Raw genomic sequence first — 26,202 nt, 5'->3', positions numbered from 1 at the left:
GGCGCGAGGGCGCGCCCGGGGCAGGGGTCCTACGGGGCGGGTGCCTGCTTCCACGAGCTCAGCGCGAGGGCGCGCCCGGGACTGGGACTTGTGGATAATCCGGTGGGGCTGTGGACATGTCGGGTGCGACTCACCTGTGCGGAGGGACGTGGGGCCGGCCCGGGGGCCGTCCTGCGCGGAGCCTGTGTTTGCCGCGGAATGACGCTGATGACTGTGGGTGCCCAGATGAAGGTGTCCCAGGGAATCGTTGGGATCTCAACGATTTGACGCGCTCTCGGACGGGCTGCTACACGGCTTGAACGGCGGGCGGCGCGCCCCGGGGCCCCTCCTGCCGACGCTGCGAGAGGGGTGTCCTCGGGTAGCCACAGGGAGAACGGCGTCATCCCGTCACTCCCCCCACCGTGTGCACAAGGCTGTGGACCCATGCTGTGGATAACCCGGGTTCGTGTCCCCGGCAACCCGCCCCTCGCCGTCGGGACGCGACCCCCGAGAGAAGTCCTCCGAGCAGCACGGTGGGCTGGGCCCAAGGACCCAGCCCACCATCGTCCCGGAGCCCCGGCGACTACCCCAGCGCCCGGGCGATCGCGTCCACCACCTCGATGAGGTGACGGTCCGGCAGGTAGCGGCGACGCACCGCCTCGTGGGCCGCGTCACCCATCTCCTGCGCCCGCTCCGTGAACAGCAGCAGGTCGGCCGCCGCCGTCGCCCACGCGAGGTCGTCGTCCGCCGGCACCAGCGAGCCCGTGACACCGTCCTCCACCTGCTCCTGGATGCCGCCGACGGCGGAGGCCACCACCGGCGCCTTCTTCCACATCGCCTCCGCCACCGTCAGGCCGAAGGCCTCGACCAGCGAGCGCTGCGTCACCACCGTGCTCACGCGCTGCAGGGCGTTGACGATGGTGGCGTTGACCTCGCGGTCCGTGCTCGGGATCCCCAGCAGGTGCACCCGGGCCGCCGTCGACTCCGGCAGCGTGGCCAGCCGCTCCATGATCTCCTCCAGGACGGCGACCGCCGCCGGCTCGCGCTCCGGGTCCGGCACCGGCCCCGCGATGACGAGGTGCGCGTCCGCCGGCAGCACGCCGATGTGCGCCGCGAAGGCGTCCAGCAGCTCCTTGCCGCCCTTGAGGCGGTCCCAGCGCTGGACCTGCGTGATCGTCCGGGCGCCCTCCGGCACGGGCGCGTCGAGACCGAAGGCGTCCTCCTCGGCCAGCCCCCGGAAGGCGTCGGGGCGCCCGTCCTCACGGATGAAGGGGACGGCGTCGAAGGGCGCCTGACCGGCCACGTACCCGGCCAGGCGCACCACCGAGCGGGCCTCGTCGAGGTCGAGGACCCGGTTCTTCGGCGAGTCCGGGTTGACGGAGGGGGCGATGACGGCCGTGCGCTCCTCCTCGACGTAGGGGGGCAGGTACTCCGGCCGCGAGGCGATGATGAGGTCGGCCTCCTCCAGGTAGCCGTCCAGGAAGGCCCAGGCGTGCTGGCCGGCCTCACCGGCGTCGGCCACACCGGCGTGCAGGCGCCACAGGACGGTCGCGCCCGCGCGAGTGAAGGCCTCGGTCAGGCCCGCCGTAGCCGGGTCGTGGAGGATGACGACATCGCCCTCGCGCACGTCCTCGATGACGTTGTCCGCGTTGGAGGCCAGGACGTGCTCGTACAGGTCGCGCTGCTTGTCCCCCAGCTTGCCGCCGTCGCCGCTCGTGCCGTGCAGGAAGTCGTTGAGGCGCGTGGCGAGGGTGACGAACTCGGCGGGGGCGTCGAGCGCCAGCCAGCGGGCGTCGATGCCCAGGCCCCGGGCGTAGCCCACGAGCGGCGCGACGGTCTCGGCGGGGCCGGAGGAGGCGGCGGCCGACGGCGTGATGGTCCAGACGGTGCGGCTGTCGAGGAGGGCGTGGGCGGCCTCGACGCCGTCGTGCAGCCGGCGGGCGGCGACCTCGTCGAGGTGGCTCTCGAGGTCCGACAGGGGGAGTGGGGCGACGTCGATGGTTCTCATGCCGGAATCCTGCCCTGTTTGACTGTGACACGCAGCACTTTCAGGGGTGTGTTGGGCCCGTGGCGCACGCCCGCCCGGTGGGCCCGCCCGGCCGGAGCCCGGGTATCCTCTGAGGCGGCCCACTCCCTTCACCCGCCCACAGGAGCAGCCGCATGGCACTCGAGCCCGCGAAGACCCCCGACGTCGACAGCCTCCGCCCGGTCGAGCACCCGGACACGGTCCAGGACGCCGCCGCGACCCCCGACCAGGAGATGCCCTACCGCGAGCTCGGTCTCAAGGACGACGAGTACGCCTCCATCAAGGAGCTCCTGGGCCGCCGCCCCACCAACGCCGAGCTCGCCATGTACTCCGTCATGTGGTCCGAGCACTGCTCCTACAAGTCCTCCAAGATCCACCTCAAGCAGTTCGGCGCCAAGGTGACCCCCGAGATGCGCGAGCACCTGCTCGTCGGCATGGGCGAGAACGCCGGCGTCGTCGACATCGGCGACGGCTGGGCCGTGACCTACAAGGTCGAGTCCCACAACCACCCCAGCTTCGTCGAGCCCTACCAGGGTGCCGCCACCGGCGTCGGCGGCATCGTGCGCGACATCATCTCCATGGGGGCGCGCCCCGTCGCCGTCATGGACCAGCTGCGCTTCGGCGCCGTCGACCACCCGGACACCGCCCGGGTCGTGCACGGCGTCGTCGCCGGCGTCGGCGGCTACGGCAACTGCCTGGGCCTGCCCAACATCGGCGGCGAGACCGAGTTCGACCCCTCCTACCAGGAGAACCCCCTCGTCAACGCCCTGTGCGTGGGCGTGCTGCGACACGACGCCATCCACCTGGCCAACGCCTCCGGCGCCGGCAACAAGGTGGTGCTCTTCGGCGCCCGCACCGGCGGCGACGGCATCGGCGGCGCCTCCATCCTCGCCTCGGAGTCCTTCGAGGACGGCATGCCCGCCAAGCGCCCCAGCGTGCAGGTCGGCGACCCCTTCATGGAGAAGGTCCTCATCGAGTGCTGCCTCGACCTGTTCGCCGCCGACCTCGTCCTCGGCATCCAGGACCTCGGCGCCGCCGGCATCTCCTGCGCCACCAGCGAGCTGGCCTCCAACGGCGACGGCGGCATGCACGTCGACCTCGAGAAGGTCCTCCTGCGCGACCCCTCCCTCACCGCCGGCGAGATCCTCATGAGCGAGTCCCAGGAGCGCATGATGGCCGTCGTCGCCCCCGACAGGCTCGACGACTTCATGGCCGTCATCGACAAGTGGGACGTCGAGGCCGCCGTCATCGGCGAGGTCAACGGCTCCGGCCGCCTCACCATCGACCACTTCGGTGAGCGCATCGTCGACGTCGACCCCCGCACCGTCGCCCACGAGGGCCCCACCTATGACCGCCCCTACGCCCGCCCCGCCTGGCAGGACGCGCTCAACGCGGACTCCTCCGACCGTCTGGCCCGCCCCGCCACCGCCACCGAGCTCGCCGAGCAGGCCGTCGCCGTCGTCACCAGCGTCAACCAGGCCTCCAGCGCCTGGGTCACCAACCAGTACGACCGCTTCGTGCGCGGTGACACCGCCCTGGCCCAGCCCGACGACGCCGGCGTCATCCGCGTCGACGAGGCCACCGGCCGCGGCGTGGCCATCTCCACGGACGCCAACGGGCGTTTCACCAAGCTCGACCCGGCCACCGGGGCCGCCCAGGCCCTGGCCGAGTCCTACCGCAACGTCTGCACCGTCGGCGCGACGCCCCGGGCGGTGACCGACTGCCTCAACTTCGGCTCCCCGGAGGACCCGGACGCCATGTGGCAGCTCGTCGAGGCCATCACCGGCCTGGCCGACGCCTGCCGGCAGATGGGCGTGCCGGTCACCGGCGGCAACGTCTCCCTGTACAACTCGCACGGCAAGGTCAAGGGTCTCATCGACTCCTCCATCAACCCGACACCGGTCGTCGGCGTCCTGGGCGTCATGGACGACGTGCGCCGCGCCAACCCGTCGGGCTGGTTCGAGGAGGGCCTGGCCATCATCGCCCTGGGCGCCACCGCCGACGAGCTGGACGGCTCGGCCTGGACGCGCGTGGTCCACGACCACCTCGGCGGCCTGCCCCCGAAGGTGGACCTGGAGGCGGAGATGGCCCTGGGCCGCGTCCTCGTGGCGCTGAGCGAGGCGGACCTGCCCGAGGGCACGAGGCTCGTGCGCGCGGCCCACGACCTGTCCGCCGGCGGTCTCGTCCAGAGCCTCGTCGACGCCGTGCTGCGTCACGGCGTGGGCGCGAGCGTGGACCTGGCGCCCATCGAGAGCCGCGACGGCGTGGACGACTTCACCGCCCTGTTCTCCGAGTCCGGGGCGCGCGTGCTCGTGGCCGTCCACGAGGCCGCCGTGCCGGTGGTGGAGGCCGCTGCGGGTGCCGAGGGCGTGCCGTGGGCCCGCATCGGCACCACCGGCGGGGACATGCTCGTCGTCTCCGGCACGGACCTGCTGGCCGACGGCGGCTCCGGCCGCCCGCTCATGCTCGACCTCGCCGACCTGCGCGAGGGTGTCGAGGCCACGCTGCCGGCGCTGTTCTGAGCCTCGCGGCGGGCCGTGGGACCAGGGTGCGGGAGCCGGGACGGCTGCCGGCAAACGGTAGCGTCGAACGCCCGCAAACGGTAGCGTAGAAAGGCTGCAAACGGTAGCGTAGTCGCGATCCGGCGCCTATTCTGGGGCCTTGTGACATACCTGCGCCGAACCGTGGACCACGAGCTCGATGAGCTGCTGCCCCTCGCTCCGGCTCTCGCCCTCGACGGTCCCAAGGCGGTCGGCAAGACGGACACCGCCAACCGCCGGGCAACGACGACGTGGTTTCTCGACGACGCCGCCCAGCGGGAGGTGGCTCGCGCCGACTTCAGCCTGGCGTCGGTGCCGCCGGGGACCCTGCTGCTGGATGAGTGGCAGCAGCTGCCCCAGGTCTGGGACTCGGTGCGCCGTCAGGTCGATGCGGGTGCGCCTGCCGGACGCTTCCTTCTCACCGGCTCGGCTACGCCCGTTGACGCGACAGGTACCCACAGTGGTGCCGGGCGCGTTCTCTCCCTGCGTATGCGACCCATGGGGCTCCACGAGCGGGGGCTCGTCTCCCCGACCGTGTCCCTGAGGGACCTGCTGCGTGTGGGCCGGCCGGCGGAGATCGGCGGTGAGACGTCCTTCGTGCTGGGGGACTACGTCGAGGCCCTGACGTCGAGTGGCTTCCCGGGGATCATGGTCGCCCCCGGACGCCTGCGCCGAGACCTGCTCGACTCCTATCTCACACGCATCATCGACCGCGACCTGCCTGACCAGGGATATGAGGTGCGCCGCCCGGAGGTGCTGCGACGGTGGCTGGCCGCCTACGCTGCCGCGTCGTCGACGACGACCTCTTACTCCCGGCTGCTGGACGCGACGACCGGTGGTGACGGCACCCAGCCGGCCAAGACGACGACGATCACCTACCGCGACCACCTCACCAGGCTGTGGCTGCTCGACCCGGTCCCGGGGTGGAGCCCGGCCAACAGCCCGATCCGGCGTCTACAGCAGGCGCCCAAGCACCATCTGGCGGATCCCGCGCTTGCGGCCCGGCTGCTCAGCCTGTCCGCCGGCTCACTGCTGGGCCCGTCCGGGGTGCACATGATGGGGCCCCTGTTCGAGTCCCTTGTCACGCTCACCGTGCGGGTCCTCGCCCAGGCCGCTGAGGCCACGGTCAGCCATCTGCGGCTTCGCGGCGGTGAGCGCGAGGTCGACCTCATTGTCGAGGGCGTCGATGGCCAGGTCCTCGGGATCGAGGTCAAGCTGGCTGCGGATGTCCAGGACTCCGATGTCCGGCACCTGACCTGGCTTCGCGAGCAGGTCCCGGAGCGGGTCTCCGACCTCGTCGTCGTGACCACCGGCACGGCCGCCTACCGGCGTGCCGACGGCGTCGCCGTCGTCCCGCTGGCCCTGCTCGGCCTGTGAGGACGGTGCGGGTGCGGCCGTGGTGGATGTCGCTGCCTCCGGACAGTGGCGCCGCGCCTCCGCATCGCCAGGCCCGTTGCCCACGTCGCACGCTCATGTGACGAGCTGGTGCGCATGATCCGCGTGATTCCGCGGTTTTCCGGACCGGTTGTTTCGGGTCTGTCGGCTCCCATGTGCGTGCGTGTCGCGTACGCACATGGGAGCGTGTCAACCAAGGTTGGCGCCGGTGAGTGAACCGCGGAATACCGACGAAAACCCCGGGTCGCCGAACAAGCCCGAGCACCGTGAGCGTGCCACCGCCCCGTCTCTGAGCCTCAGGGCGAGCCCCGCGCGCACCGCCCACCACCCGCGCGACCCGCTCGCGTGGGACGATGCCGGTATGACTCACGTGACCGCGCTCGACGAGTACACCTGGGCTGACGCCACCTGGTCCCTCGGGACCCACCTCACCGAGGAGGGCGACGTGACGGTCGCCGTCTGCGCCCCCGCCGCGACCCGCCTCCAGGTCGAGGTCTACCCCGAGGCCCTGGGGGCCGACGCCGTCGCCTCCTTCGCGGCCGCGCGCGGCGAGGACGGCGTGTGGCGCGCCCGCCTGGGCGGCCTCGGCGCCGGCTGCCTCATCGGGCTGCGCGTCTGGGGGCCCAACTGGCCCTACGACGAGGCCTGGGTGCCCGGCTCCGATGCCGGCTTCCTGGCCGACCTCGACGCCGACGGCAACCGCTTCAACCCCAACAAGGTCCTCTTCGACCCCTACTCGCGCGAGGTCAGCCACACGCTGTTCACCGACCGCCTCGCCGACCTCGGTGTGGACGGCGGGGTCTTCGGCACCGGCGGTGACGACGTCGACGGCGTGCCCCGACGTCTGATCGACACCGGCCGCTACGCCCCCAAGGGCGTCGTCGTCGCGCAGGAGGGCACCCAGGGCGGGCCTGGCACCGAGGGGCGTCCCTACCGGCCCGGGCTGCGCGCCGAGCAGACGATCATCTACGAGGCCGGGGTGGACCAGCTCACCGGCCACCCCTCCTCCGCCCGCCTCACCGAGCTGCTGGCCGGGGAGCCCGGCTTCGAGGACGTGCCGGACATCCCCGCCGAGTACCAGGGCACCTACAAGGGCGTGGGCATGCTCGCCCCCTACCTCAAGGCCGCGGGCGTCACCACCCTCGAGCTCCTGCCCGTCCACGAGACCAACGCCTCCGAGTCCGGGCGCGACGGCGCCACCAACTCCTGGGGGTACATGACCCTGGCCTTCTTCGCCCCCTCGCGCCGCTACGCCGCCGACCAGTCCTGGGGCGGGCCCACCCGCGAGTTCCGCGAGATGGTCGACGCCTTCCACGCGGCCGGCCTCGAGGTCTACCTCGACGTCGTCTACAACCACACGGCCGAGGGCGGCAACTGGAACGGCGACGTCGCCACGACCGGCTTCACCAGCCTCGGGGGCCTGGCGACCGCCGAGTACTACCAGATGACGGTCGACAAGATCCTCGTCGACGGTGCCACCGGCACCGCCAACCAGCTCAACTACTCCTCCGGCACGGCCCGCGCCCTCGTCCTGGACTCGCTGCGCTACTGGAGCGACCAGATGGGCGTGGACGGCTTCCGCTTCGACCTGGCCACCGTCCTGGGCCGCCTGCCCGAGGAGGCCGCTCCTGACGACTGGGGCAACCTCAAGCGCTTCTTCACGGACCACCCTCTGCTGGTCGCCATCGCGGACCTGGCCCGAGAGCGGGGCATCAAGGTCATCGCCGAGGCCTGGGACCTGTGGGGCTACGAGGTCGGCAACTTCCCGCGCGGCTGGGGCGAGTGGAACGGCCGCTACCGTGACGCCGTGCGCCGCTTCACCAAGGGCGACGGCAACACCGGCTCCTTCATCGACGTCGTCAACGGCGACTACCACCACTTCCAGGACAACGACGGTCCCCAGCGCTCGGTCAACTTCGTCGTCGCCCACGACGGCTTCAACCTCGCGGACCTCGTGTCCTACCAGGGGAAGAACAACGGCGAGGACTGGCCCTTCGGCCCCTCGGACGGTGGCAGCGACGACAACCTGTCCTGGGACTCCGGGGGCAGCCAGGTGCTGCGCCGCCAGCGGTTGCGCAACCTGTGGGCGGTGCTCATGCTCTCGCGGGGCGTGCCCATGGTGGTGGCCGGGGACGAGATGGGCCGCACCCAGAACGGCAACAACAACCCCTGGGCGCTGGACTCCGTCGCCATGCGCAACAACTACGCGATGATCGCCTCCAACCGGCCTCAGGGCGTGCCGGTGGTCGAGGGCGAGGACTGGGCCTACCACGACAACCTCGGCGAGCTCGGCTCCCCGTCCGAGAGCGTCAACCCGCTGTTCCGCTTCACCACCGCGATCATGCGGATGCGCCAGCGTCACCCGGCGCTGCAGCAGGCCCGGTGGGGAGGCGTCGAGCCCGGAGGCGACGACGTGTCCTACCTGTTCCGGCGTCCCGACGGCGAGTCCTCGCCGCAGGAGGGCGACCGGGTCGTCAGCCTGCTCATCGACGCCCCGGACGACCACTTCGCGGTCATGGTCAACATGGACGACGAGCCGGTCGAGTTCGCCCTGCCCGAGGCGGGGGAGGGGCTCGTGTGGCACCGGCTCGTGGACACGGCGGCCTGGGCGGAGCCCGAGTGCAACATCTGGGACGAGGGCGCGGGTGAGGTGCTCGCCGGGCCGCAGGTGGTCCACGGCTGGTCGGTCGTGGTCGCGCACGGTGACCCCGTCGGTACCTGACCCGCATCCCCGCCTAACTCCTCGGTTTGCGCTCGAGCACCCTGGGGTTTTGCCGTACGTTCGAGAGCAAACCGAGGAATTCGGGGAGTGTGAGGGCGGGGGTGCGGCGCTTATCCTGAGGGTGCGGCGCGGCCGCGGGGCCGCGCAGAAGGGAACAGCATGAGCACCAGCACCCCGGACGCGGCCGCCTTCGACGCCGCCAACGTCTTCGGCAAGGGCGAGCCCAACACCGCCTACGCCCAGTACTTCACCGGCGAGAGCTTCCTGAAGAACCTCGTGGAGGACCCCGGCTGCGTCGTCGGCGTCCACAACGTCACCTTCGAGCCCGGCTGCCGCAACAACTGGCACATCCACCACGCCACGAGCGGCGGCGGCCAGGTCCTGCTGTGCACCGCCGGCTCCGGCTGGTACCAGGAGGAGGGCAGCCCGGCGGTCTCCCTCGAGCCCGGGACGGTCGTCTACGCGCCCGCCGGGGTCAAGCACTGGCACGGCGCCAAGGCGGACTCGTGGTTCAGCCACATCGCGCTTGCGGTCCCCGGTGAGAGCACCTCGAACGAGTGGCTCGAGCCGGTCGACGACGAGCACTACCGCGCGCTCTGAGCGGCGGGGCCGCCGTCGTGGCGCGTGACAGCACCTGCCCGACGGCGGCGCCCTGCAGGTGGGCGCACCCGACCTCCCCCCCGGAATGAGATGTTTCTTCTCAGTTACCGGCTGAGTGGGAGCCTGTGCGTGGTTGCCGCGGCACAGCCCCGGCAGCCGTACACGATTCGATGAATGGAGTCCCGCATGCAGGAGAGTGTCGAAAAGGTCTACGAGCAGGTCATCGCCCGCAACCGCGGCGAGTCCGAGTTCCACCAGGCCGTCCGAGAGGTCCTCGAGTCCCTCGACCCCGTCATCGCCAAGCGCCCCGACTACGCCGACAACGCCCTCCTCGAGCGCATCGTCGAGCCCGAGCGCATGATCACGTTCCGCGTCCCGTGGACCGACGACGAGGGCCGGGTGCACGTCAACCGCGGCTTCCGCGTCGAGTTCAACTCCGCCCTGGGCCCCTACAAGGGGGGCCTGCGCTTCCACCCCAGCGTCAACGCCGGGATCATCAAGTTCCTCGGCTTCGAGCAGATCTTCAAGAACGCCCTCACCGACCAGGGCATCGGTGGTGGCAAGGGCGGCTCCGACTTTGACCCGCACGGCAGGTCCGACGCCGAGGTCATGCGCTTCTGCCAGTCCTTCATGACCGAGCTCAGCCGCCACATCGGCCCCGACACCGACGTCCCCGCCGGTGACATCGGCGTCGGCGGCCGTGAGATCGGCTACATGTTCGGCCAGTACAAGCGCCTGACCAACCGCTACGACGCCGGCGTGCTCACCGGCAAGCCCGTTGCGTGGGGCGGCTCGCTCACCCGCACCGAGGCCACCGGCTACGGCACCGTCCTCTTCGCCCAGTCCATGCTCGCCACCAAGGGCGACAGCCTCGAGGGCAAGAAGGTCGCCGTCTCCGGCTCCGGCAACGTGGCGATCTACGCCATCGAGAAGCTGCAGCAGCTGGGGGCCACCGCGGTCACCTTCTCCGACTCCTCGGGCTACGTCGTCGACGAGAGCGGTGTGGACCTCGAGCTGCTCAAGCAGGTCAAGGAGGTCGAGCGCGGGCGCGTCGCCGACTACGTCGAGCGCAGGCCCGGTGCCCGCCTCGTGACCGAGGGCCGTCCCTGGGACGTGCCGGTCGACGTTGCCCTGCCCTGCGCCACGCAGAACGAGCTCGACGGCGACCACGCCACCACGCTGCTGCGCAACGGTGTCGGCGTCGTCGCCGAGGGCGCCAACATGCCCTCCACCCCCGAGGCCGTTGAGGCCTTCCAGGCGGCCGGTGTCCTCTACGCGCCCGGCAAGGCCTCCAACGCGGGTGGTGTCGCCACCTCGGCGCTGGAGATGAGCCAGAACTCCGGTCGCACCCGTTGGAGCTTCGAGGAGGTTGAGGCTCGTCTCACCGGCATCATGGCCGACATCCACGACTCCTGCGTCGAGGCCGCGGAGGCCTACGGGCGCCCCGGCGACTACGTCCTGGGTGCCAACGCGGCGGGCTTCACCAAGGTCGCCGACGCGATGATCCAGCACGGCATCGTCTGAGTTGCACTTCTGACGCTACTGAGCCCTGAGCTCTCACGCTGAGACCTGAACCTTTTGGTCAGGCCCCGGTATGAGAGCTCAGGCCTCAGTGTGCGCTGAGGTGGACAGGGACCCGACGCCCGGGCCGCTACGCTCGGGGTCGTGGCAGCACGACGACGCATCGACACCGAGGCGGGCGCCCGCGCCGTGCGCGAGTGGGCGGCCGAGCGCGACGCCCGCACGGACGGCGGTGGGCAACCCGCGGACCCTGGCCCCTCCGAGCGCTCGGCCCGACGCCGTCGCGACGCCACCGCCGTGCGCTACACCCTCGAGGAGCTGGCCGCCTGCGCCCCGGGCCGCGCGGTCGAGGTCCGGGTCCCGCCCTTCGGCGTCACCCAGGCCGTGGCCGGCACCGTCCACCGCCGTGGCACCCCGCCTTCCGTCGTCGAGACCGACGCCGCCACCTGGCTCGCCCTCGCCACCGGCCGCCTCGCCTGGAATGACGCCCTCGCCGCCGGGGACCTGCACGCCTCCGGCGAGCGCTGTGACCTCAGCCCCTACCTCCCGCTCCTGCGCGCCTGAGCGTCCCGCAGCCGCTGTCCGGCCGTGCGCCGGCCCCGGCTGCGCCGCTCCACCCCGGGGCCGGCCGGCCCCTGCGCGCCCTCTTCGCCCGTCTCGCCCTCGGCGTCATCGTGTCCGATCGGGCATTGCTGAACCGCGAAAACGGAACATCTGACGACTCCACCTCTTCCACTAACGCCCGAACGGGCATATCATTGTGCTTGAACGGACAGCCAATGGTGGCTGTCCCCGCGCAAGGAGGTCCCATGGGCGCCGAGCAACGACACCAGGCGATCATCGACGCCGTCGCCCGCGACGGCCGCGTCGCCGTCGTCGACCTCGCCGCCGACCACGGCGTCACGGTCGAGACCATCCGCCGCGACCTCACGGCCCTCGACCGCGCCGGAGCCCTGCGCAAGGTCCACGGCGGCGCCATCGCCGCCACGAGCCTCACTCTGCCCGAGACCGCCGTCGCCGAGCGCGAGCACCACGCCGCCCCCGCCAAGCAGGCCATCGCCTCAGCCGCCCTCACCGCCCTGCTCGACCGAGGGCTGCTCCCCAGCGACACCACCCTCATCCTCGACGCCGGCACCTCCGTCGGCGCCCTCGCCCGGATCCTGCCGGAGGGCCTCGCCCTCACCGTCATCACCTCCTCCGTCCTCACCGCCGCCCGCCTCGCCGGCAGGGACGGCCTCACCGTGCGGGTACTGGGCGGCCAGGTGCGCGGCATCACCCAGGCCGCCGTCGGCCCCGAGGCCCTGGCCGCCCTCACCCCACTGCGCGTCGACCTCGCCATCCTGGGGACCAACGGCCTGACCGCCGAGCACGGCCTGTCCACCCCCGACCCGGACGAGGCGGCCGTCAAGACCGCCATGGTCCGCGCCGCCCGCCGCGTCGTCGTCCTCGCCGACGCCACCAAGACCGGCCAGGAGCACCTCGTCTCCTTCGCCGACCTGTCCGACGTCGACCTGCTCGTGACCGACGCCCCACCCGCCACCGCCCTCACCCACCACCTCACCGACTCGGGAACAGAGGTCCTTGTCGCATGATCACCACCCTCACCCCCAACCCCTCACTCGACCGCACCGTCGCACTGCCCGGCCCGCTCCAGCGCGGTGGCGTCAACCGCCTCGTCTCCGTCACCGTCGAGCCCGGCGGCAAGGGCCTCAATGTCGCCCGGGTGCTCGCCGCCTGCGGGGCCGAGGTCACCGCCGTCCTGCCCTCGCCACCGGGCGACCCGCTCCTGGCCGCCATCGAGTCCGCCGCCCTGCCCGGCGCCGGCAGCGTGACGACCCGCGCCGTCTCCGTCGCCGGGGCTGTGCGCGTCAACACCGCCGTCACCGAGCCCGACGGGACGACGACCAAGCTCAATGAGCCCGGCGCCGGCCTCACCGCCGCCGAGACCGCTGCCGTCGAGGACGCCCTGCTCGCAGCGGTGCGCGCCTCCACCACGGACACGGCCCGCCCCTGGGCGGTCCTGTCCGGCTCACTGCCACCCGGCGCCCCCACAGACTGGTACGCGCGACTCGTGCGCCTGCTCAGACGGGCCGCACCCGGCGTGCGCATCGCCGTCGACACCTCCGACGCCCCCCTCGCCGCCCTGGCCACCGCCCTGCCCGGGGCCGCTCTCGACCTCATCAAGCCCAACGGCGAGGAGCTCGGCCAGCTCGCAGGGCTGCCGGCCGAGAGGGCCATGGCCCTCGAGCAGGGCGCCCTGGCCGGCGACCTCGCCCCGGTCGTCGACGCCGCCCGGGTCCTCGTCGGGGCCGGCATCAGCGCCGTTATGGCCACGCTCGGTCCGGCCGGCGCCGTCCTCGTCACCGACGAGGCCGCCTGGCACGCCACCGCCCCCGACATCGCCGTGCGCTCCACCGTCGGGGCGGGGGACTCCGCCGTCGCCGGATACGTCCTGGCCGACACCCGGGGCGAGGACGCGCCCGGCCGGCTCGCCACCGCCATGGCCTACGGCTCCGCCGCCGCCGCCCTGCCCGGCACCCGCCTGCCGACCCCGCAGGACCTGCCCACGACAGCCGCCGTCGTCACCCGCCTGGAGTGAGCGGCCTGCGGCCCCAGCACCGGTACCCGCACCACCACCCCGCCCCACCACCGAAGGAAGCACCATGTCCCCCACCTCGCACGCGGACAACGCTCCGCTCATCCTCCCCGACCTCATCCGCCTCGACGTCACGGCAGGCTCCGGCAAGACCGACGTCATCGGCTACCTCGCCGACGTCGTCGCCTCCGCCGGCCGCGCCCGCACCGCCGAAGGACTCGCCTCCGACGCCCTCGCCCGCGAGGCCACCGCACCCACCGGCATCCCCGGAGGCATCGCCATCCCGCACTGCCGCAGCCCGCACGTGCTCACCGCCTCCCTCGGCTTCGCCCGCCTGAGCGAGCCGGTCGACTTCGGCGCCGCCGACTCCCAGCCAGCCGACCTCGTCTTCATGATCGCCGCCCCCGACGGCGCCGACGACCTCCACCTCCAGCTCCTGGCCAAGCTCGCCCGCGGCCTCATGCGCAGCGACTTCACCGACGCCCTGCGCTCGGCCGCGACCGCCGAGGAGGTCTCCCGCATCGTCACCGAGCAGGTCCAGCCCGAGCTCCTCGACGACGCCGAGACGCCCCATGCCCAGCCGGCCCAGGCCGTCCCGGCCACCCCAGCAGCCTCGGACAATGCCCCCCGGGCCGACGACGCCGCCCCGACGGGCCCCGCCCGCCTCATCGTCGGCGTCTCCTCCTGCCCCACCGGCATCGCCCACACCTTCATGGCCGCCGAGGCCCTCGAGCAGGCCGGCAAGGACCGCGGCGTCGAGGTCCACATCGAGGGTCAGGGCTCGGGCAGGGTCGACTGGCTCGACCCCGCCCTCATCGAGCGCGCCGACGCCGTCGTCTTCGCCCACGACCTGCCCGTCAAGGGCCGCGAGCGCTTCGCCGGCAAGCCGGTGGTCGACGTCGGTGTCAAGGCCGCCGTCAACGACGCCGCCTCCCTCATCGACCGCGCCCTGGCCGCCATCGACGACCCCGCCGCCCCGACGGTGCCCGCCGGCACCCCCGGCACCACGGGCGAGGCCGGCACCGAGGAGAAGGTCCACTGGGCCCGCCGCCTCCGGCGCTCGGTCATGACCGGCGTGTCCTACATGATCCCCTTCGTCGCGGCCGGCGGCCTGCTCACCGCCCTGGGCTTCCTCTTCGGCGGCTACGACATCGGCGCCACCGCCCAGACGATCGTCATGGGCAACAGCGGTGAGGGCCTGGCCGCCGCCAGCCTCTGGAACCTGCCCGACCTGGCCGACCCCGCCTACGCGGCGCCCCACGCCCTGGGCGGCTCCGCCCTGGCCGCCTACCTCGGCGCCGTCTTCTCCCTCCTCGGCAGCGCCTCCATGGGGCTGCTCGTGCCCGCCCTGGCCGGCTACACCGCCTTCGGCCTGGCCGGAAGGCCCGGCATCGCCCCCGGCTTCGTCATGGGCCTGGCCGCGCTCGCCACCGGCTCGGGCTTCATCGGCGGGCTCATCGGAGGCATCCTCGCCGGGTACATGGCCGCCTGGCTCGCCGGGCTGAGCACACCGCGCTGGCTGCGCAGCCTCATGCCCGTCGTCGTCATCCCGCTGTCGGTGACCCTCGTCGTCGGCACCGTCATGTACGTCATCCTGGCCGGCCCGCTGTCGTCCCTCATGAGCTGGCTCACCACCTCGCTGACCAGCATGGCGGGCAACGGATCCGCCGTCATCCTCGGCGTCATCCTCGGGCTCATGATGTGCTTCGACCTCGGCGGCCCCGTCAACAAGGCCGCCTACCTGTTCGCCACCGCCGGCCTGGCCGCCGCCACCACCGCCTCCTACGAGATCATGGCCGCCGTCATGGCCGCAGGCATGGTCCCGCCGCTCGCCCTCGCCCTGGCCACGACCCTGAGGCCGCGCCTGTTCACCGAGGTCGAGCGCGACAACGGCCGGGCCGCCTGGCTGCTGGGCGCCTCCTTCATCTCCGAGGGCGCCATCCCCTTCGCCGCGGCCGACCCGCTGCGCATCATCCCGCCCGCCATGGTCGGCGGTGCCGTCACCGGTGCGCTGTCCATGGCCATGCACGTCGGCTCGCGGGCCCCGCACGGAGGCATCTTCGTGTTCTTCGCGATCAACAACATCCTCTGGTTCCTGCTGTCCATCGTCGCCGGCACCCTCGTCACCTGCGCGGGAGTCCTCCTGCTCAAGCAGATGGCGGCGCGCACGCGCGGGGAGACGGCTCTCGAGGAGGCTGCTGCCGCCCCGGCCCTCTGAGAGCACAGCGCCCCACCGGCACGCATGCCCCGAACCGCCCCCGGGTAGGTTCGGGGCATGCCCCGTCCCCGGATCGCCGCCTACACCGCCCCGCCCGCCGTCGTCGCCGCCCGCGACTCCCTGCGCGAGCAGCACCGGGTACCCGACGCCTTCCCGGCACGGGCCCTCGCCGAGGCCGAGGCGGCCCGCCGGGCCTGGGAGGCGGGCGGTGCCGAGCGCTTCCTCGCCCAGGACCATGGCGACGGCCTGCCGGTGCGCGACGCCCGCGACCTCCCGCTCGTCACCATCGACCTGCTCGCTCCCTCGACCTCGACCAGGCCCTCCTGCTCCAGCGGACCGGCCCTGACTGTGCTCATGGCGCTGGCCGTGATGACGGCGGCGCGGGCGGGGCCGGCCGTGCTGACTGCGCTGCCGGCGGCGCCGGGTACCGGGTCGTCTACGCCATCGCCTCACCCGCCACCTTCGTCACCCCCGGCGGCCCCCTCGACACCGAGCTGCACCGGCGCGGCGAGACCGTCTACGCCCCCGACCGCGCCACCCCGCTGCACCCCGTGCCGCTCTCCCACGGAGCCTCCTCCCTCCTGCCGGACGCCGAGCGCCCCTGCTACCTGTGGACCATCGACCTCGACGCCGCCGGCGCTGTCACCAGCGCCCACGTCGAGCGCGCCCTCGTGCGCTCACACGCCCGGCTCAGCTACGCCCAGGTCCAGGCCGCCCTCGACGACGGCGCCTGCCTGCCGGCACCGGTCCCGGCCGACCTGCCCGCGCTGCTGAGCGAGGTCGGCCGGCTGCGCGAGCAGCAGGAGGCCCTGCGCGGCGACATCTCCCTGTCCGTGCCGGCGCAGGAGGTCACACGCACGCCGACGGACGCGGCTGCCGGCTCTGGCGGCACTGTCGGCTCTGCCAGCACCGCCGGCACTGAGCCCGGCTACCGCCTCACCTACCGCGCCGCCCTGCCCGTGGAGAGGTGGAACGCCCAGGTCTCCCTCCTGACCGGCATGTGCGCGGCCCGGCTCATGGTGCGGGCCGGCGCCGGCATCCTGCGCACCATGCCTCCGGCCGAGCCCCGGGACCTGCGGCGCGTGCGGCGCGTCGCCCGCGCCCTGGACGTCGACTGGCCCGAGGACCTGCCCTACCCGGACCTCGTGCGCTCGCTCGACCCGGGCGTGCCCGCCCAGGTGGCCTTCATGGACCAGGCCGCCGGACTGTTCCGCGGCGCCGGATACCTCGCCTTCGGCCCGGGCTGCGCTCCGGCGCCCACGGGGCAGGAGGCGGTCCACGCCGCCATCGCCGCCCGCTACGCGCACGTGACCGCGCCCCTGCGACGCCTCGTGGACCGCTACGGCGAGGAGGTGTGCGTGGCGGCCCGCCCGGCCGCCGCCCTCCCCACTCGCTGCCCGGCCGCCGTCGGCCCTCACGGCAGTGGGCCGCACCTCCTCCCACGCGCGGCAGGGCCCCGTGGACCTGTGGGAGGATGAGCCGGTGAGCGTCGGTGACACCACCCAGACCACCCTCCCCGCCCCCACGTCCCACGGCCTGCCCACGAGCCCGATGAACCCCGGTGACCTCGTCGAGCCCTCCATCCGCGAGGAGTGCGGCGTCTTCGGCGTGTGGGCCCCGGGCGAGGACGTCTCCCGCCTGAGCTACTTCGGCCTGTTCGCCCTGCAGCACCGCGGCCAGGAGTCCGCCGGGATCGCCACGACGGACGGCTCCAAGATCCTCGTCTACAAGGACCTCGGCCTCGTCTCCCAGGTCTTCAACGACCAGATCCTCACCAACCTGCCCGGGCACATCGCCGTCGGGCACACCCGCTACGCCACCCAGGGCGCCACCACCTGGGAGAACGCCCAGCCCATGCTCGGCCCCGTCGCCGGCGGCTCCACCCTCGCCGTCGCCCACAACGGCAACCTCACCAACACCCGCCAGCTCATGGACCGCATCCGCGCCACGAACGGCGAGGACCTGCGCGGCGAGCTGGGCCGCGGCTCCTCGACGGACACGGCCGTCCTCGCCTCCCTCATGGCCCTGGTCTCCGAACGCGGCTTTCTCGAGGGCTGGGACGACGGCGAGGACCTTCTCGCCACCGGCGTCGAGCCCGACGTCGACCTCATCGCCACCACACCGCCCCTCACCGTCTCGCAGACGGCGCGCCGCGTCCTGCCCATGCTGCGCGGCGCCTTCTCCCTCGTCTTCATGGACGAGCGCACCCTCTACGCCGCCCGCGACCCGCACGGCGTGCGCCCCCTGGTCCTGGGACGTCTCGGCAGCGGCTGGGTGGTCGCCTCCGAGACCGCCGCCCTCGACATCGTCGGCGCCACCTTCGTGCGCGAGATCGAGCCCGGCGAGCTGCTCGAGATCGACGCCGACGGCGTGCGCTCCACCCGCTTCGCCCAGCCCCGCCGCGCCGGCTGCGTCTTCGAGTACGTCTACCTCGCCCGCCCCGACACCAAGATCGCCGGCCGCTCGGTCATCGCCGCCCGCAACGCCATGGGCGCCGCGCTGGCCCGCGAGCACCCGGTGGACGCCGACCTCGTCATCGCCACCCCCGAGTCCGGCACGCCCGCCGCCATCGGCTACGCGCAGGCCTCCGGCATCCCCTACGGCCAGGGCCTGTTCAAGAACGCCTACGTGGGCCGCACCTTCATCCAGCCGACCCAGACGCTGCGCCAGCTCGGCATCCGCCTCAAGCTCAACCCGGTGCGCGAGGTCATCGAGGGCAAGCGGCTCGTCGTCGTCGACGACTCCATCGTGCGCGGCAACACCCAGCGCGCCCTGGTCAAGATGCTGCGCGAGGCTGGTGCCGCCGAGGTGCACGTCATGATCTCCTCCCCGCCGGTGCTGTGGCCCTGCTACTACGGCATCGACTTCGCCACCCGCGCCGAGCTCATCGCCACCGGCATGCGCGTGGAGGAGGTCCACCAGTCCATCGGCGCCGACTCCCTCGGCTACCTCTCCGTCGAGGGCATGGTCGAGGCCACCGCGCAGCCCGCCGGCGAGCTGTGCACCGCCTGCTTCACCGGCCGCTACCCCATCGCGCCGCCGGTCGAGGGCGTGCCCGTGGGCACCCTGCCCGTCCACCGGGTCCCCACCGCCGCCCGCAGGCGACCGGCCACGGTGGGCGACGTCGTCGTCCCCCACCGCACCGTCACCCTGCCGGACCTCGCCAACGGCTCCGCCGCCACCACCGCCTGCCCCAGCGCGCCCACCCCACCCACCGACGAAGGACCCCGCACGTGAGCACCGCACCCACCCAGCCCTCCGGCATCACCTACGCCTTCGCGGGCGTGGACACCGCGGCCGGCGACCGCGCCGTCGAGCTCATGAAGGCCTCGGTGGCCGCGACCATGACCCCGGCGGTCGTCGGCGGCGTGGGCGGCTTCGCCGGGATGGTCGACGTCTCCGAGCTGCGCTCCTACCGCAGGCCCCTGCTGGCCACCTCCACCGACGGCGTGGGCACGAAGGTCGCCATCGCCCAGGCCGTGGACGTGCACGACACCATCGGCCAGGACCTCGTCGGCATGGTCGTCGACGACATCGCCGTCACGGGGGCGCGCCCGCTGCTCATGACGGACTACATCGCCTGCGGGCACGTCGTGCCCGAGCGTGTCGCTGACATCGTGCGCGGGGTCGCCCAGGCCTGCGCCCAGGTGCGCACCCCGCTGCTGGGCGGGGAGACCGCCGAGCACCCCGGCCTCATGGCTCCGGACGAGTACGACGTCGCCGGCGCCGCCACGGGCGTGGTCGAGGCCGACCGGATGCTCGGCGCCGAGCGCGTGCGCGCCGGCGACGTGCTGGTCGCCCTGGCGGCCTCCGGCCTGCACTCCAACGGCTACTCCCTCGTGCGCCGCGTCGTCGAGCACGCCGGGTGGGCCCTGGACCGCCACGTTCCCGGGCTCGGGCGCAGGCTCGGCGAGGAGCTGCTGGAGCCCACCCGCCTGTACTCGGCCCTGTGCCTCGACCTCGTGGACGCCATCGACCCGGCCGGCGCCGACCCCGCGGCGCTGCGCGTGCGCGCCTTCAGCCACGTCACCGGCGGCGGCCTGGCCGCCAACCTCGCCCGCGTCCTGCCCGCCGGCCTCGTGGGCGACGTCGACCGCGCCTCCTGGACGGTCCCGGCCGTCTTCGACCTCGTGCGCACGCTCGGCTCCGTGCCGTGGGACGACCTGGAGTCCACGCTCAACCTCGGGGTGGGCATGGTCGTGGTCGTCGCCCCCGAGGCCGTGGACGAGGTCCTGCGCCAGTCGGCAGCGGCGGGCGTGCCGGCCTGGGTGCTCGGATCGGTGCACGGCGCTGAGGGCTACCGGTCGCGCGGGCGCGTGGTGGCGGGCACGAAGGGGGTCGACGGCGGCGCCGTCGACATCCACGGCAGCTACCGCACCGTCTGAGAGCCGGGCCTGGGGCCACGACCGGAGGCCGGCTCGGTTGGCCCGGCTGGGTCCCGCCGGCCCGGCTGACCCGGCCGGTCCCGGGAGCCGGGGGCCTGCCCACCCGGCCTGCCCCCGGGCCGGCTCACGGCGCAGGGGTGCGGGACGGCGGAGCGTGAGACAGCGCAAGGGCCGGCAGGGGAGTCCCTGCCGGCCCTTGCCTGCGAGCGGTGCTCACGCTCGCAGGAGCGGTGATAGTGAGCGGGTCACTCCTCCTCGGAGTCGTCCCAGTCGTCGTCCACGTTGTACTTGGAGGCCAGCTCCTCGTAGTCGATCTCGTCGTCAGCCTCGGCGCCGCTGGACGCGCTGACGAGCTCGCGCTCGAGAGCCGCGTAGTCGGTCTCCGGGCTGAAGTACTTGAGCTTGCGGGCGACCTTCGTCGCCTTGGCCTTCTGACGGCCGCGCCCCATAGGCTCGACCCCCTCCAACAATCTCTGGCGCGCGAGGCGCGCATCACGTGGGCAAATGTGTCGTGGGGCGAGCCTATATCCACGCCCCGGCAAATGGCTATTCGGCGCCATGTGAGGGAGAACGCCCCGTGGGACGTGAGCCGTGAGACCGACGTGAGGCCGTGAGGCCGTGGACGGCGCGGACAGCCCGGGCGGTGCGGTGGGTGATGGCTGCCGCCTCCCCCTCGTCGTGCTGCTCAGCGCGGTGCAGCGCCTCTTCGCAGCGTCTCAGCGGCTCCCAGTCCGTGGCGGCGGCGTTCAGTGCCGCTCAGTGACGCTCAGCGGCGCGAGCCGCGGCGCAGGAGTGAGCCGAGAGCCGCCGCAGCGGCGACGGCACCACCCGCGACCACCGCGACCGTGCGCCGCGCGGCCTCGTCGCCCTCCTGGGCCCGCTCGACCGTCTCCACGGCGCGGCGGCGCACCTCGCTGACCCGGTCCACGAGCCTGTCGCGCTCCTGAGCCAGCCGCGCGCCCAGCTGCTCGCCCGCCGCACGGGCCTGGGCCTGAGGCGAGACGCGCTCGGCCAGGGCGTCGACACTGGCCGCGAGCTGGGCCCGCGTGTCCCGCAGGCGGGCCTCGATCTCCTCCGGGGTGGAGGGCCGCGCCTCACTCATCGACTCGCTCATCGGCGCAGCGCCTTGACAGCGGCGAACACGCTCACGCCCGCCAGGACGAGCGCCGCGCCGGTGACGATCCCCAGCGAGGCCGGGTCCCCGTCACGGGCGTCGTCGAGCAGACGGTTGACACGGTCCAGGACGCTCGGGGCCGGAGCGAGCGGCACGGAGCCGTAGGCGGTGGCGGCGCCGTCGGCCTGACCGGTCGTGCCGGCCCGGGCGGAGGAGAGGGCCGAGGTGAGGCCGGCCCGTGCCTGGGCGACGGCCTCACGTGCCGAGGCGACTGCCTGCGTCATGAGCGCCTCCGGGGCGAGGCGGGTGCCCAGGGCGGTGAGGTCCGCGGTGAGGGAGGCACGGCGGGCGGCGAGCTCGGCCTCGATCCCCTCGGGGGAGAGAGCGGCCTTGGCGGCCTGCCGGGCGCGGGCCTGAGCCGCGAGCTCGGCGGCGGAGGGGCCCGTGGGCCCCGTCCCCGGGGTGTTGACCGGCAGGGGGGCGGGAGGGACCCGCACGCCCGAGGGGTTCTGGGGGACGGTGGGCTGCTGCGCGTGGGTGCTCACTTGAGGCTGCCCTTCTCCAGGCCCTCCTGCAGGGCGGCCTTGGCGAGGGCGACGTCGGCCTTGATCCCCTCCTGCGGTGCGGGGACGTCCGCCTGGGCGGCCTTGAGGCGGTTGACGCCCAGGAGGGCGAGCACGGCCACGACCACGAGCAGGAGCACGGCGACGATGAGGTGGCCGGCCCAGGGGGACAGCGCCTCGGCGATGGCCCAGGCGAGCGCGCTCAGGAGCATCCCGAGGGCGTACAGGGCGAGCACGGCGGCAGCGGCGAGCAGGCCTGCGCCCAGGCCGAGCGCGATGGCCATGCGCTTGCCCTTGGCCTTGGCGAGCTCGATCTCGCCCTTGACGAGACCGGTGACGTTCTCCGAGATCCGGGCGACGAGCTCGCCAAGCGAGGGCTGGGAGCCGGGAGCGCCCGAGGGCGGCTGGTACTGGGTCATGTGGGACGGAGCCTTCGGTGAGGGGGTGGCGGACGCTGCGCGCAACGGTACCCGCGCGTCTTTTCCTGTGCCAGGTTCTCACACCTGGGCGCCCGCCAAGGACAACGTGACGCGCCAAGGACAACGTGCTGCTGGATGGACAACCTGGTGGCGTCGCACAGGTTGTCCTTGAGCGTTTTAGTTGTCCTTGCGCGAGGAGGTTGTCCTTGCGCACGCACGTTGTCCTGGCGCGCTGCCCCGTGCGTCCTGTGTGTCCCAGGTGCCCTGTGTGCCCCGTGCGTCCTGTGTGTCCCAGGCCGCCGCCGCGCCCGGCCCCTACTCCTGGCTCCAGGCCTCCCACAGGCTCGCGTACTCGCCGCCCAGCGCCACGAGCTCGTCGTGCGTGCCGAGCTCGACCACCCGCCCGTCCATGACGACCGCCACCCGGTCCGCGTCCTGCGCCGTGTACAGCCGGTGCGCCACCTCGATGACCGTGCGCCCGGCCAGCGCCGTCGACAGGGTCCGCTCGAGCGTGCGGGCCGCGTGCGGGTCCAGCAGGCTCGTGGCCTCGTCGAGGATGAGCGTGTGCGGGTCCAGCAGGACCAGACGGGCCAGCGCCACCTCCTGCGCCTGCGCCGGGGTGAGCTCCAGGTGGCCGGAGCCGACCATCGTGGACATGCCATCCTCGAGCGCGTCCACCCAGGAGGAGGCGCCGATGGCCTCGAGCGCCCGGCGGATCGTGGCGTCGTCGGCGTCCGGGCGGCCCAGGCGGACGTTGTCCGCGACGGTGCCGACGAAGACGTGGTGCTCCTGGGTCACGAGCGCGACGTGCCGGCGCAGCTCCTCCTCCGGCAGGTCCGTCAGCGCCACCCCGCCCACCGTCACCGACCCGGAGGTCGGTGGGTGGATGCCCGCGAGCATCCGCCCCAGTGTGGACTTGCCCGAGCCGGAGGGCCCGACGACGGCCAGCCGCTCCCCGGGACGCAGCTCCAGGCTCACACCGTGCAGCACCTCGACGCCCTCGCGGTAGGAGAAGCGCACGTCGCGCAGCACGATGCGCGTGCCCTGCGGGACCGCCCCGGTGGGGGTGCGGTCCGCCGGGACCTCCTCCACGCCGAGGATGCGCGACAGGGAGGCCTGGCCCACCTGCACCTGGTCGATCCAGAACATGAGCTGGCCGATGGGCTTGCGCAGCTCCATCGCGTACAGGGCCACCGTCGTGATCGCCCCGAGGGAGGCCAGGCCGTGGCCGGCGAGGAAGGCGCCCCACAGGAGGATGACGACGACGGGCGCGCGCCAGGCGACGTCGAGCACGAGGAACAGGCGCACCCTGAGGCCCGCCGTGTACCTCTCCAGGCTCCACGCCTCGGTCACGTGGGTGAGGATCGCCTCCTCGCGGCGGGCGCCGATGCCCAGGGCGTCAACGGTCTGCGCGTGCTCGACCGTCTCGGAGACGGCTCCGTTCAGGCGCGCGTAGGCGGAGGAGGAGGCCCGGTAGGCGGGCACCGACAGCGGCAGGTACCAGCTCATCATGAGGTACACGGGAGGCCCGACGACGAGCAGCCCCAGCGCCAGCAGCGGGTCGGACAGCGCGGCGGCGACGATCGTGAAGATGATCGTCACGGTGCACACCATGATCTGGGGGATCCCGACGCGCACGAGGAACTCGATGCGGGAGACGTCGTTGGTGGTGCGGCCCACCAGGTCCCCGGTGCCGGCGGACTCGACGGCGCTCAGCGGCAGGTGGACGACGCGGTTCATCATCCGCTCGCGCAGGCCCGCGAAGACGGACTCGCCGAGCGTGCGCGCGTGCATCTGCGCGTACCGGTTGATGACCGCGCCGACGACGGTCACGAGGATGATCGTGAGCACGACCTTGTCCACGTAGTCGATGGTCGCGGTGCCCGCCGAGACCCGGGTGACGAGCCGGCCGAGCAGCTGAGGGGCGACCAGGGTCGCCAGCACGGCCGTCACCTGCAGCGCGAGGACCCACCAGAAGCGCGCCCGGTAGGAGGCCATGATCCCGAGGGTCTTGCGCATCGCGACCTTGCCGGGGGCGAGCGGCAGCGCCATCAGCGTCCCTCCTCGGTGGTGCCTGGGTGCGCTGGGACCCGTCCGACGGTGTCCGGCCCGGTCGGCGGGGCCGTGGGCTCCGTCCCTCCCGGTGTCGGGGCCCCGGGCTCCGCCTCTCCCGAGGCGCGGGCGACGACGGCCCGGTAGGCGAGGGCGTCGGCCTGCCCCTGCCGGGCCCGGGCGAGCAGGTCCCGGTGCGTGGAGCGCACGCGCTCGCGGCCCTCGTCGTCGAGCAGGACCACCTCGTCACAGGCCTCCAGCACCAGCGGGGACTCTGTGACGATGACGGTGGTGCGTCCGCGCCGCGCGGCGTGGACACGGCGGGCGACGCGCGACTCGGTGTGTGAGTCCAGGGCGCTGGTCGGCTCGATGAGCACGAGGGCGGGGGCCTCGGTGAGCAGGGCCCGGGCGAGCGCCACGCGCTGGCGCTGCCCGCCCGACAGGGAGCGGCCCTTCTCGGTCACCATCCCCGCCAGGCCGTGCTCGAGCGAGGACAGGACGTCGTGGGCGTCCGCGACCTCGAGGGCCGCGAGAAGACGGTCGTCGCCGTCGGCCCTCAGGACGGGGGCCCGCACGTCCTGGTCGAGGGCGGAGCCGGCCCGCTCGTCCTCCGCCGCGACCAGGGCGGCGACCCCGACCGGCTGCGGCGCCCGGCCGCCGCGCACGTCGAGGGCCTGGCGCAGCGTGCCCGTGAAGAGCTGGGCGGTGGCCCCGGAGACGACGACGCTGGCGCGCACGTCCGCCAGCGGCATGTCGGTCAGGGGACGGTTCGTGAGGGTGACGACGGGGCCGTCGTCGTGGAAGCGCCCCAGGCGGGTCGCCAGGGCGGCGGACAGGTCCGGGTCGGCGGCGACGAGCGCGGTCATGCGCCCCGGCTCGATCCGCACCCCCGAGGCGTGGTCGACGAGCGCCCCGGCGACGGCGGTGCCCTGTGCCGGGTCCAGGTCGAGGCGCTCGGTGACGCTGCCGGCGGTGAGCGAGACCGTCAGCAGCCGCAGCAGGCGCCGGGCGCCGACGCGGGCGCGCGTGAGGTCCTGCACCGAGTTGGAGAACTCCATGAGCGGCCAGGACAGGTAGGCGGTGTACCCGTAGAAGGTGACGAGCTCACCGGCGCTGATCTGCCCGGCCACGGCCATGCGGGCCGCCGCCCACACGACGACGGCGACGAACAGCCCGGGCAGCAGCACCTGCAGGCTCATGAGCACCGACTGGGTCCCGGCGACGGACACGCCCCGGCGGCGCAGCTCCTGGGAGGCGTCCCGGTAGCGGCGGGCGAAGACGTCCTCGCCGCCGATGCCGCGCAGGATGCGCAGGCCCGCCACCGTGTCCGTCGTGATGGTGGTCACCTGGGACTGGGCCTCGCGCTGGTGGGCCTGGCGCCTCTGCAGGGGCTTGATGACGAGTGTGACGATCCAGGCGACCAGCGGCATGCCGATGAGCGCGATGAGGCCCAGGCGCACGGAGGTGCCGAGCATGAGGACGGCGACGACGAGGAAGGACACGGCCGCGCCGATGAGGCCCGGCAGGCGCTCGACGACGTTGCCCAGGTACTGGGCGTCGGAGGCCACGATGGCGGCGACCTCGCCGGTGGAGGTCTGGCGGCCCAGGTCCGTGCCGGTGGTGGAGACCTGCCGGGCCACGAGCCGGTCGACGTCGAAGCTCACGCGCATCCAGGCGTGGACGCGGAAGTAGGACAGGCCCGTGTCGCCGACGGCGTACACGCAGAACAGGAGGAGCAGGCCCAGGCCGATGGCCCACAGGCGGGGGTTGAGGCCGTTCTCGATGCCGGAGTCGAGGGCGGCGCCGAGGAAGCCGGGCACGATGGCCTGGATGACGTTCGACGTCGTCGCCGCGAGGGTCGCCACGAGCACGGGCTTCCAGGCGCGCACGAGCAGCCAGCGCAGGAGGGCGCCGGCGGAGCGGGTGGGTGGCTGGGGCAGTGGGGCGTCGGGCACGGGCAGGAGGCGTCCTCCCGCGCCGGCGGAGGGCCGAGGGGCCTGCGGTGCAACGGGCATGGTGCGCTCAAGGCTATCGAGACCCCTGCGGCGCGCGGCAGGCCCGTTCGCTGTGGT

The 26,202-nt window shown here is 73.3% G+C and carries 19 protein-coding genes; 12 read left to right on the top strand and 7 right to left on the bottom strand.

Going from position 1 to position 26,202, the window contains the following annotated elements; translation table 11 throughout:
* Positions 1-562 precede the first annotated feature (562 nt).
* On the bottom strand, positions 563-1,987 hold the full coding sequence (locus H6X67_RS06420; protein WP_249367976.1) for a glycosyltransferase: 1,425 nt from the start codon (positions 1,985-1,987) through the stop codon (positions 563-565).
* Between the two features lie 152 nt (positions 1,988-2,139).
* On the opposite strand from H6X67_RS06420, the gene purL reads away from it, so the two are divergent.
* The 12 genes from purL to purM all read left to right on the top strand — a co-directional run bounded on the left by purL (position 2,140) and on the right by purM (position 19,982).
* Entirely contained in the window at positions 2,140-4,527 is a 2,388-nt protein-coding gene (purL, locus tag H6X67_RS06415; protein WP_249367978.1) for a phosphoribosylformylglycinamidine synthase subunit PurL, read from the top strand.
* A gap of 141 nt (positions 4,528-4,668) precedes the next feature.
* Positions 4,669-5,922: an ATP-binding protein gene (locus H6X67_RS06410; protein ID WP_249367980.1), complete on the top strand. Its 1,254-nt coding sequence runs from the start codon at positions 4,669-4,671 to the stop codon at positions 5,920-5,922.
* A gap of 379 nt (positions 5,923-6,301) precedes the next feature.
* On the top strand, positions 6,302-8,662 hold the full coding sequence (locus H6X67_RS06405; protein WP_249367982.1) for an alpha-amylase family glycosyl hydrolase: 2,361 nt from the start codon (positions 6,302-6,304) through the stop codon (positions 8,660-8,662).
* Between the two features lie 159 nt (positions 8,663-8,821).
* Positions 8,822-9,262, top strand: coding sequence for a cupin domain-containing protein (locus H6X67_RS06400; RefSeq protein ID WP_249367983.1), 441 nt, complete (start codon positions 8,822-8,824; stop codon positions 9,260-9,262).
* Positions 9,263-9,448: 186 nt separating this feature from the next.
* Positions 9,449-10,786: an NADP-specific glutamate dehydrogenase gene (gdhA, locus tag H6X67_RS06395; protein ID WP_249367984.1), complete on the top strand. Its 1,338-nt coding sequence runs from the start codon at positions 9,449-9,451 to the stop codon at positions 10,784-10,786.
* A gap of 141 nt (positions 10,787-10,927) precedes the next feature.
* Positions 10,928-11,347 (top strand): sterol carrier family protein, encoded by a 420-nt coding sequence (locus H6X67_RS06390; protein ID WP_249367986.1) that lies wholly within the window; start codon positions 10,928-10,930, stop codon positions 11,345-11,347.
* A 245-nt stretch (positions 11,348-11,592) separates the two neighbouring features.
* Positions 11,593-12,375, top strand: a complete 783-nt coding sequence (locus H6X67_RS06385) for a DeoR/GlpR family DNA-binding transcription regulator (RefSeq protein ID WP_249367988.1) — start codon at positions 11,593-11,595, stop codon at positions 12,373-12,375.
* Positions 12,372-13,382, top strand: a complete 1,011-nt coding sequence (locus tag H6X67_RS06380) for a 1-phosphofructokinase family hexose kinase (protein WP_249367990.1) — start codon at positions 12,372-12,374, stop codon at positions 13,380-13,382. The genes H6X67_RS06385 and H6X67_RS06380 overlap by 4 nt, the downstream gene beginning before the upstream one ends.
* A 64-nt stretch (positions 13,383-13,446) precedes the next feature.
* Entirely contained in the window at positions 13,447-15,597 is a 2,151-nt protein-coding gene (locus H6X67_RS06375) for a PTS fructose transporter subunit IIABC (protein WP_249376409.1), read from the top strand.
* Positions 15,507-17,075, top strand: coding sequence for a ribonuclease catalytic domain-containing protein (locus H6X67_RS06370; protein WP_249369840.1), 1,569 nt, complete (start codon positions 15,507-15,509; stop codon positions 17,073-17,075). The genes H6X67_RS06375 and H6X67_RS06370 overlap by 91 nt, the downstream gene beginning before the upstream one ends.
* Positions 17,076-17,148: 73 nt before the next feature.
* Positions 17,149-18,834, top strand: coding sequence for an amidophosphoribosyltransferase (gene purF / locus H6X67_RS06365; RefSeq protein ID WP_249375645.1), 1,686 nt, complete (start codon positions 17,149-17,151; stop codon positions 18,832-18,834).
* 83 nt (positions 18,835-18,917) lie between these two features.
* Positions 18,918-19,982, top strand: a complete 1,065-nt coding sequence (purM, locus tag H6X67_RS06360; protein ID WP_250649301.1) for a phosphoribosylformylglycinamidine cyclo-ligase — start codon at positions 18,918-18,920, stop codon at positions 19,980-19,982.
* A 245-nt stretch (positions 19,983-20,227) separates the two neighbouring features.
* Here the strand turns inward: purM and H6X67_RS06355 are convergent, their stop codons facing one another.
* From H6X67_RS06355 to H6X67_RS06330, 6 genes are all read right to left on the bottom strand, one after another.
* On the bottom strand, positions 20,228-20,431 hold the full coding sequence (locus H6X67_RS06355) for a DUF3073 domain-containing protein (protein WP_249369906.1): 204 nt from the start codon (positions 20,429-20,431) through the stop codon (positions 20,228-20,230).
* A gap of 317 nt (positions 20,432-20,748) precedes the next feature.
* A complete protein-coding gene (locus tag H6X67_RS06350) occupies positions 20,749-21,096 on the bottom strand; it encodes a DUF3618 domain-containing protein (protein ID WP_249369908.1) in 348 nt (115 codons plus the stop codon).
* Positions 21,093-21,641, bottom strand: coding sequence for a DUF3618 domain-containing protein (locus H6X67_RS06345; RefSeq protein WP_349305313.1), 549 nt, complete (start codon positions 21,639-21,641; stop codon positions 21,093-21,095). Before H6X67_RS06345 ends, H6X67_RS06350 begins: the two co-directional genes overlap by 4 nt.
* Positions 21,638-22,078, bottom strand: coding sequence for a phage holin family protein (locus H6X67_RS06340; RefSeq protein WP_249369599.1), 441 nt, complete (start codon positions 22,076-22,078; stop codon positions 21,638-21,640). Before H6X67_RS06340 ends, H6X67_RS06345 begins: the two co-directional genes overlap by 4 nt.
* Positions 22,079-22,393: 315 nt before the next feature.
* Entirely contained in the window at positions 22,394-24,130 is a 1,737-nt protein-coding gene (locus H6X67_RS06335) for an ABC transporter ATP-binding protein (protein WP_249369601.1), read from the bottom strand.
* Complete coding sequence (locus tag H6X67_RS06330) at positions 24,130-26,145, bottom strand: ABC transporter ATP-binding protein (protein WP_249369602.1); 2,016 nt, start codon at positions 26,143-26,145, stop codon at positions 24,130-24,132. Before H6X67_RS06330 ends, H6X67_RS06335 begins: the two co-directional genes overlap by 1 nt.
* Positions 26,146-26,202: the final 57 nt, after the last annotated feature.

The organism is Actinomyces sp. AC-20-1, from assembly GCF_023369555.1.
Taxonomy (GTDB): Bacteria; Actinomycetota; Actinomycetes; order Actinomycetales; family Actinomycetaceae; genus Actinomyces.
This window is presented reverse-complemented; position numbering and strand designations above follow the sequence as displayed.

Excerpts from the sequence above, each read along its gene's own strand:
- purM (WP_250649301.1), top strand. The coding sequence starts at position 18,918 with ATGAAGGCCTCGGTGGCCGCGACCATGACCCCGGCGGTCGTCGGCGGC.
- H6X67_RS06355 (WP_249369906.1), bottom strand. The coding sequence starts at position 20,431 with ATGGGGCGCGGCCGTCAGAAGGCCAAGGCGACGAAGGTCGCCCGCAAG.
- H6X67_RS06340 (WP_249369599.1), bottom strand. The coding sequence starts at position 22,078 with ATGACCCAGTACCAGCCGCCCTCGGGCGCTCCCGGCTCCCAGCCCTCG.
- H6X67_RS06335 (WP_249369601.1), bottom strand. The coding sequence starts at position 24,130 with ATGGCGCTGCCGCTCGCCCCCGGCAAGGTCGCGATGCGCAAGACCCTC.
- H6X67_RS06375 (WP_249376409.1), top strand. The coding sequence starts at position 13,447 with ATGTCCCCCACCTCGCACGCGGACAACGCTCCGCTCATCCTCCCCGAC.
- purF (WP_249375645.1), top strand. The coding sequence starts at position 17,149 with ATGAACCCCGGTGACCTCGTCGAGCCCTCCATCCGCGAGGAGTGCGGC.
- H6X67_RS06420 (WP_249367976.1), bottom strand. The coding sequence starts at position 1,987 with ATGAGAACCATCGACGTCGCCCCACTCCCCCTGTCGGACCTCGAGAGC.
- gdhA (WP_249367984.1), top strand. The coding sequence starts at position 9,449 with ATGCAGGAGAGTGTCGAAAAGGTCTACGAGCAGGTCATCGCCCGCAAC.
- H6X67_RS06385 (WP_249367988.1), top strand. The coding sequence starts at position 11,593 with ATGGGCGCCGAGCAACGACACCAGGCGATCATCGACGCCGTCGCCCGC.
- H6X67_RS06380 (WP_249367990.1), top strand. The coding sequence starts at position 12,372 with ATGATCACCACCCTCACCCCCAACCCCTCACTCGACCGCACCGTCGCA.
- purL (WP_249367978.1), top strand. The coding sequence starts at position 2,140 with ATGGCACTCGAGCCCGCGAAGACCCCCGACGTCGACAGCCTCCGCCCG.
- H6X67_RS06400 (WP_249367983.1), top strand. The coding sequence starts at position 8,822 with ATGAGCACCAGCACCCCGGACGCGGCCGCCTTCGACGCCGCCAACGTC.
- H6X67_RS06330 (WP_249369602.1), bottom strand. The coding sequence starts at position 26,145 with ATGCCCGTTGCACCGCAGGCCCCTCGGCCCTCCGCCGGCGCGGGAGGA.
- H6X67_RS06405 (WP_249367982.1), top strand. The coding sequence starts at position 6,302 with ATGACTCACGTGACCGCGCTCGACGAGTACACCTGGGCTGACGCCACC.
- H6X67_RS06350 (WP_249369908.1), bottom strand. The coding sequence starts at position 21,096 with ATGAGCGAGTCGATGAGTGAGGCGCGGCCCTCCACCCCGGAGGAGATC.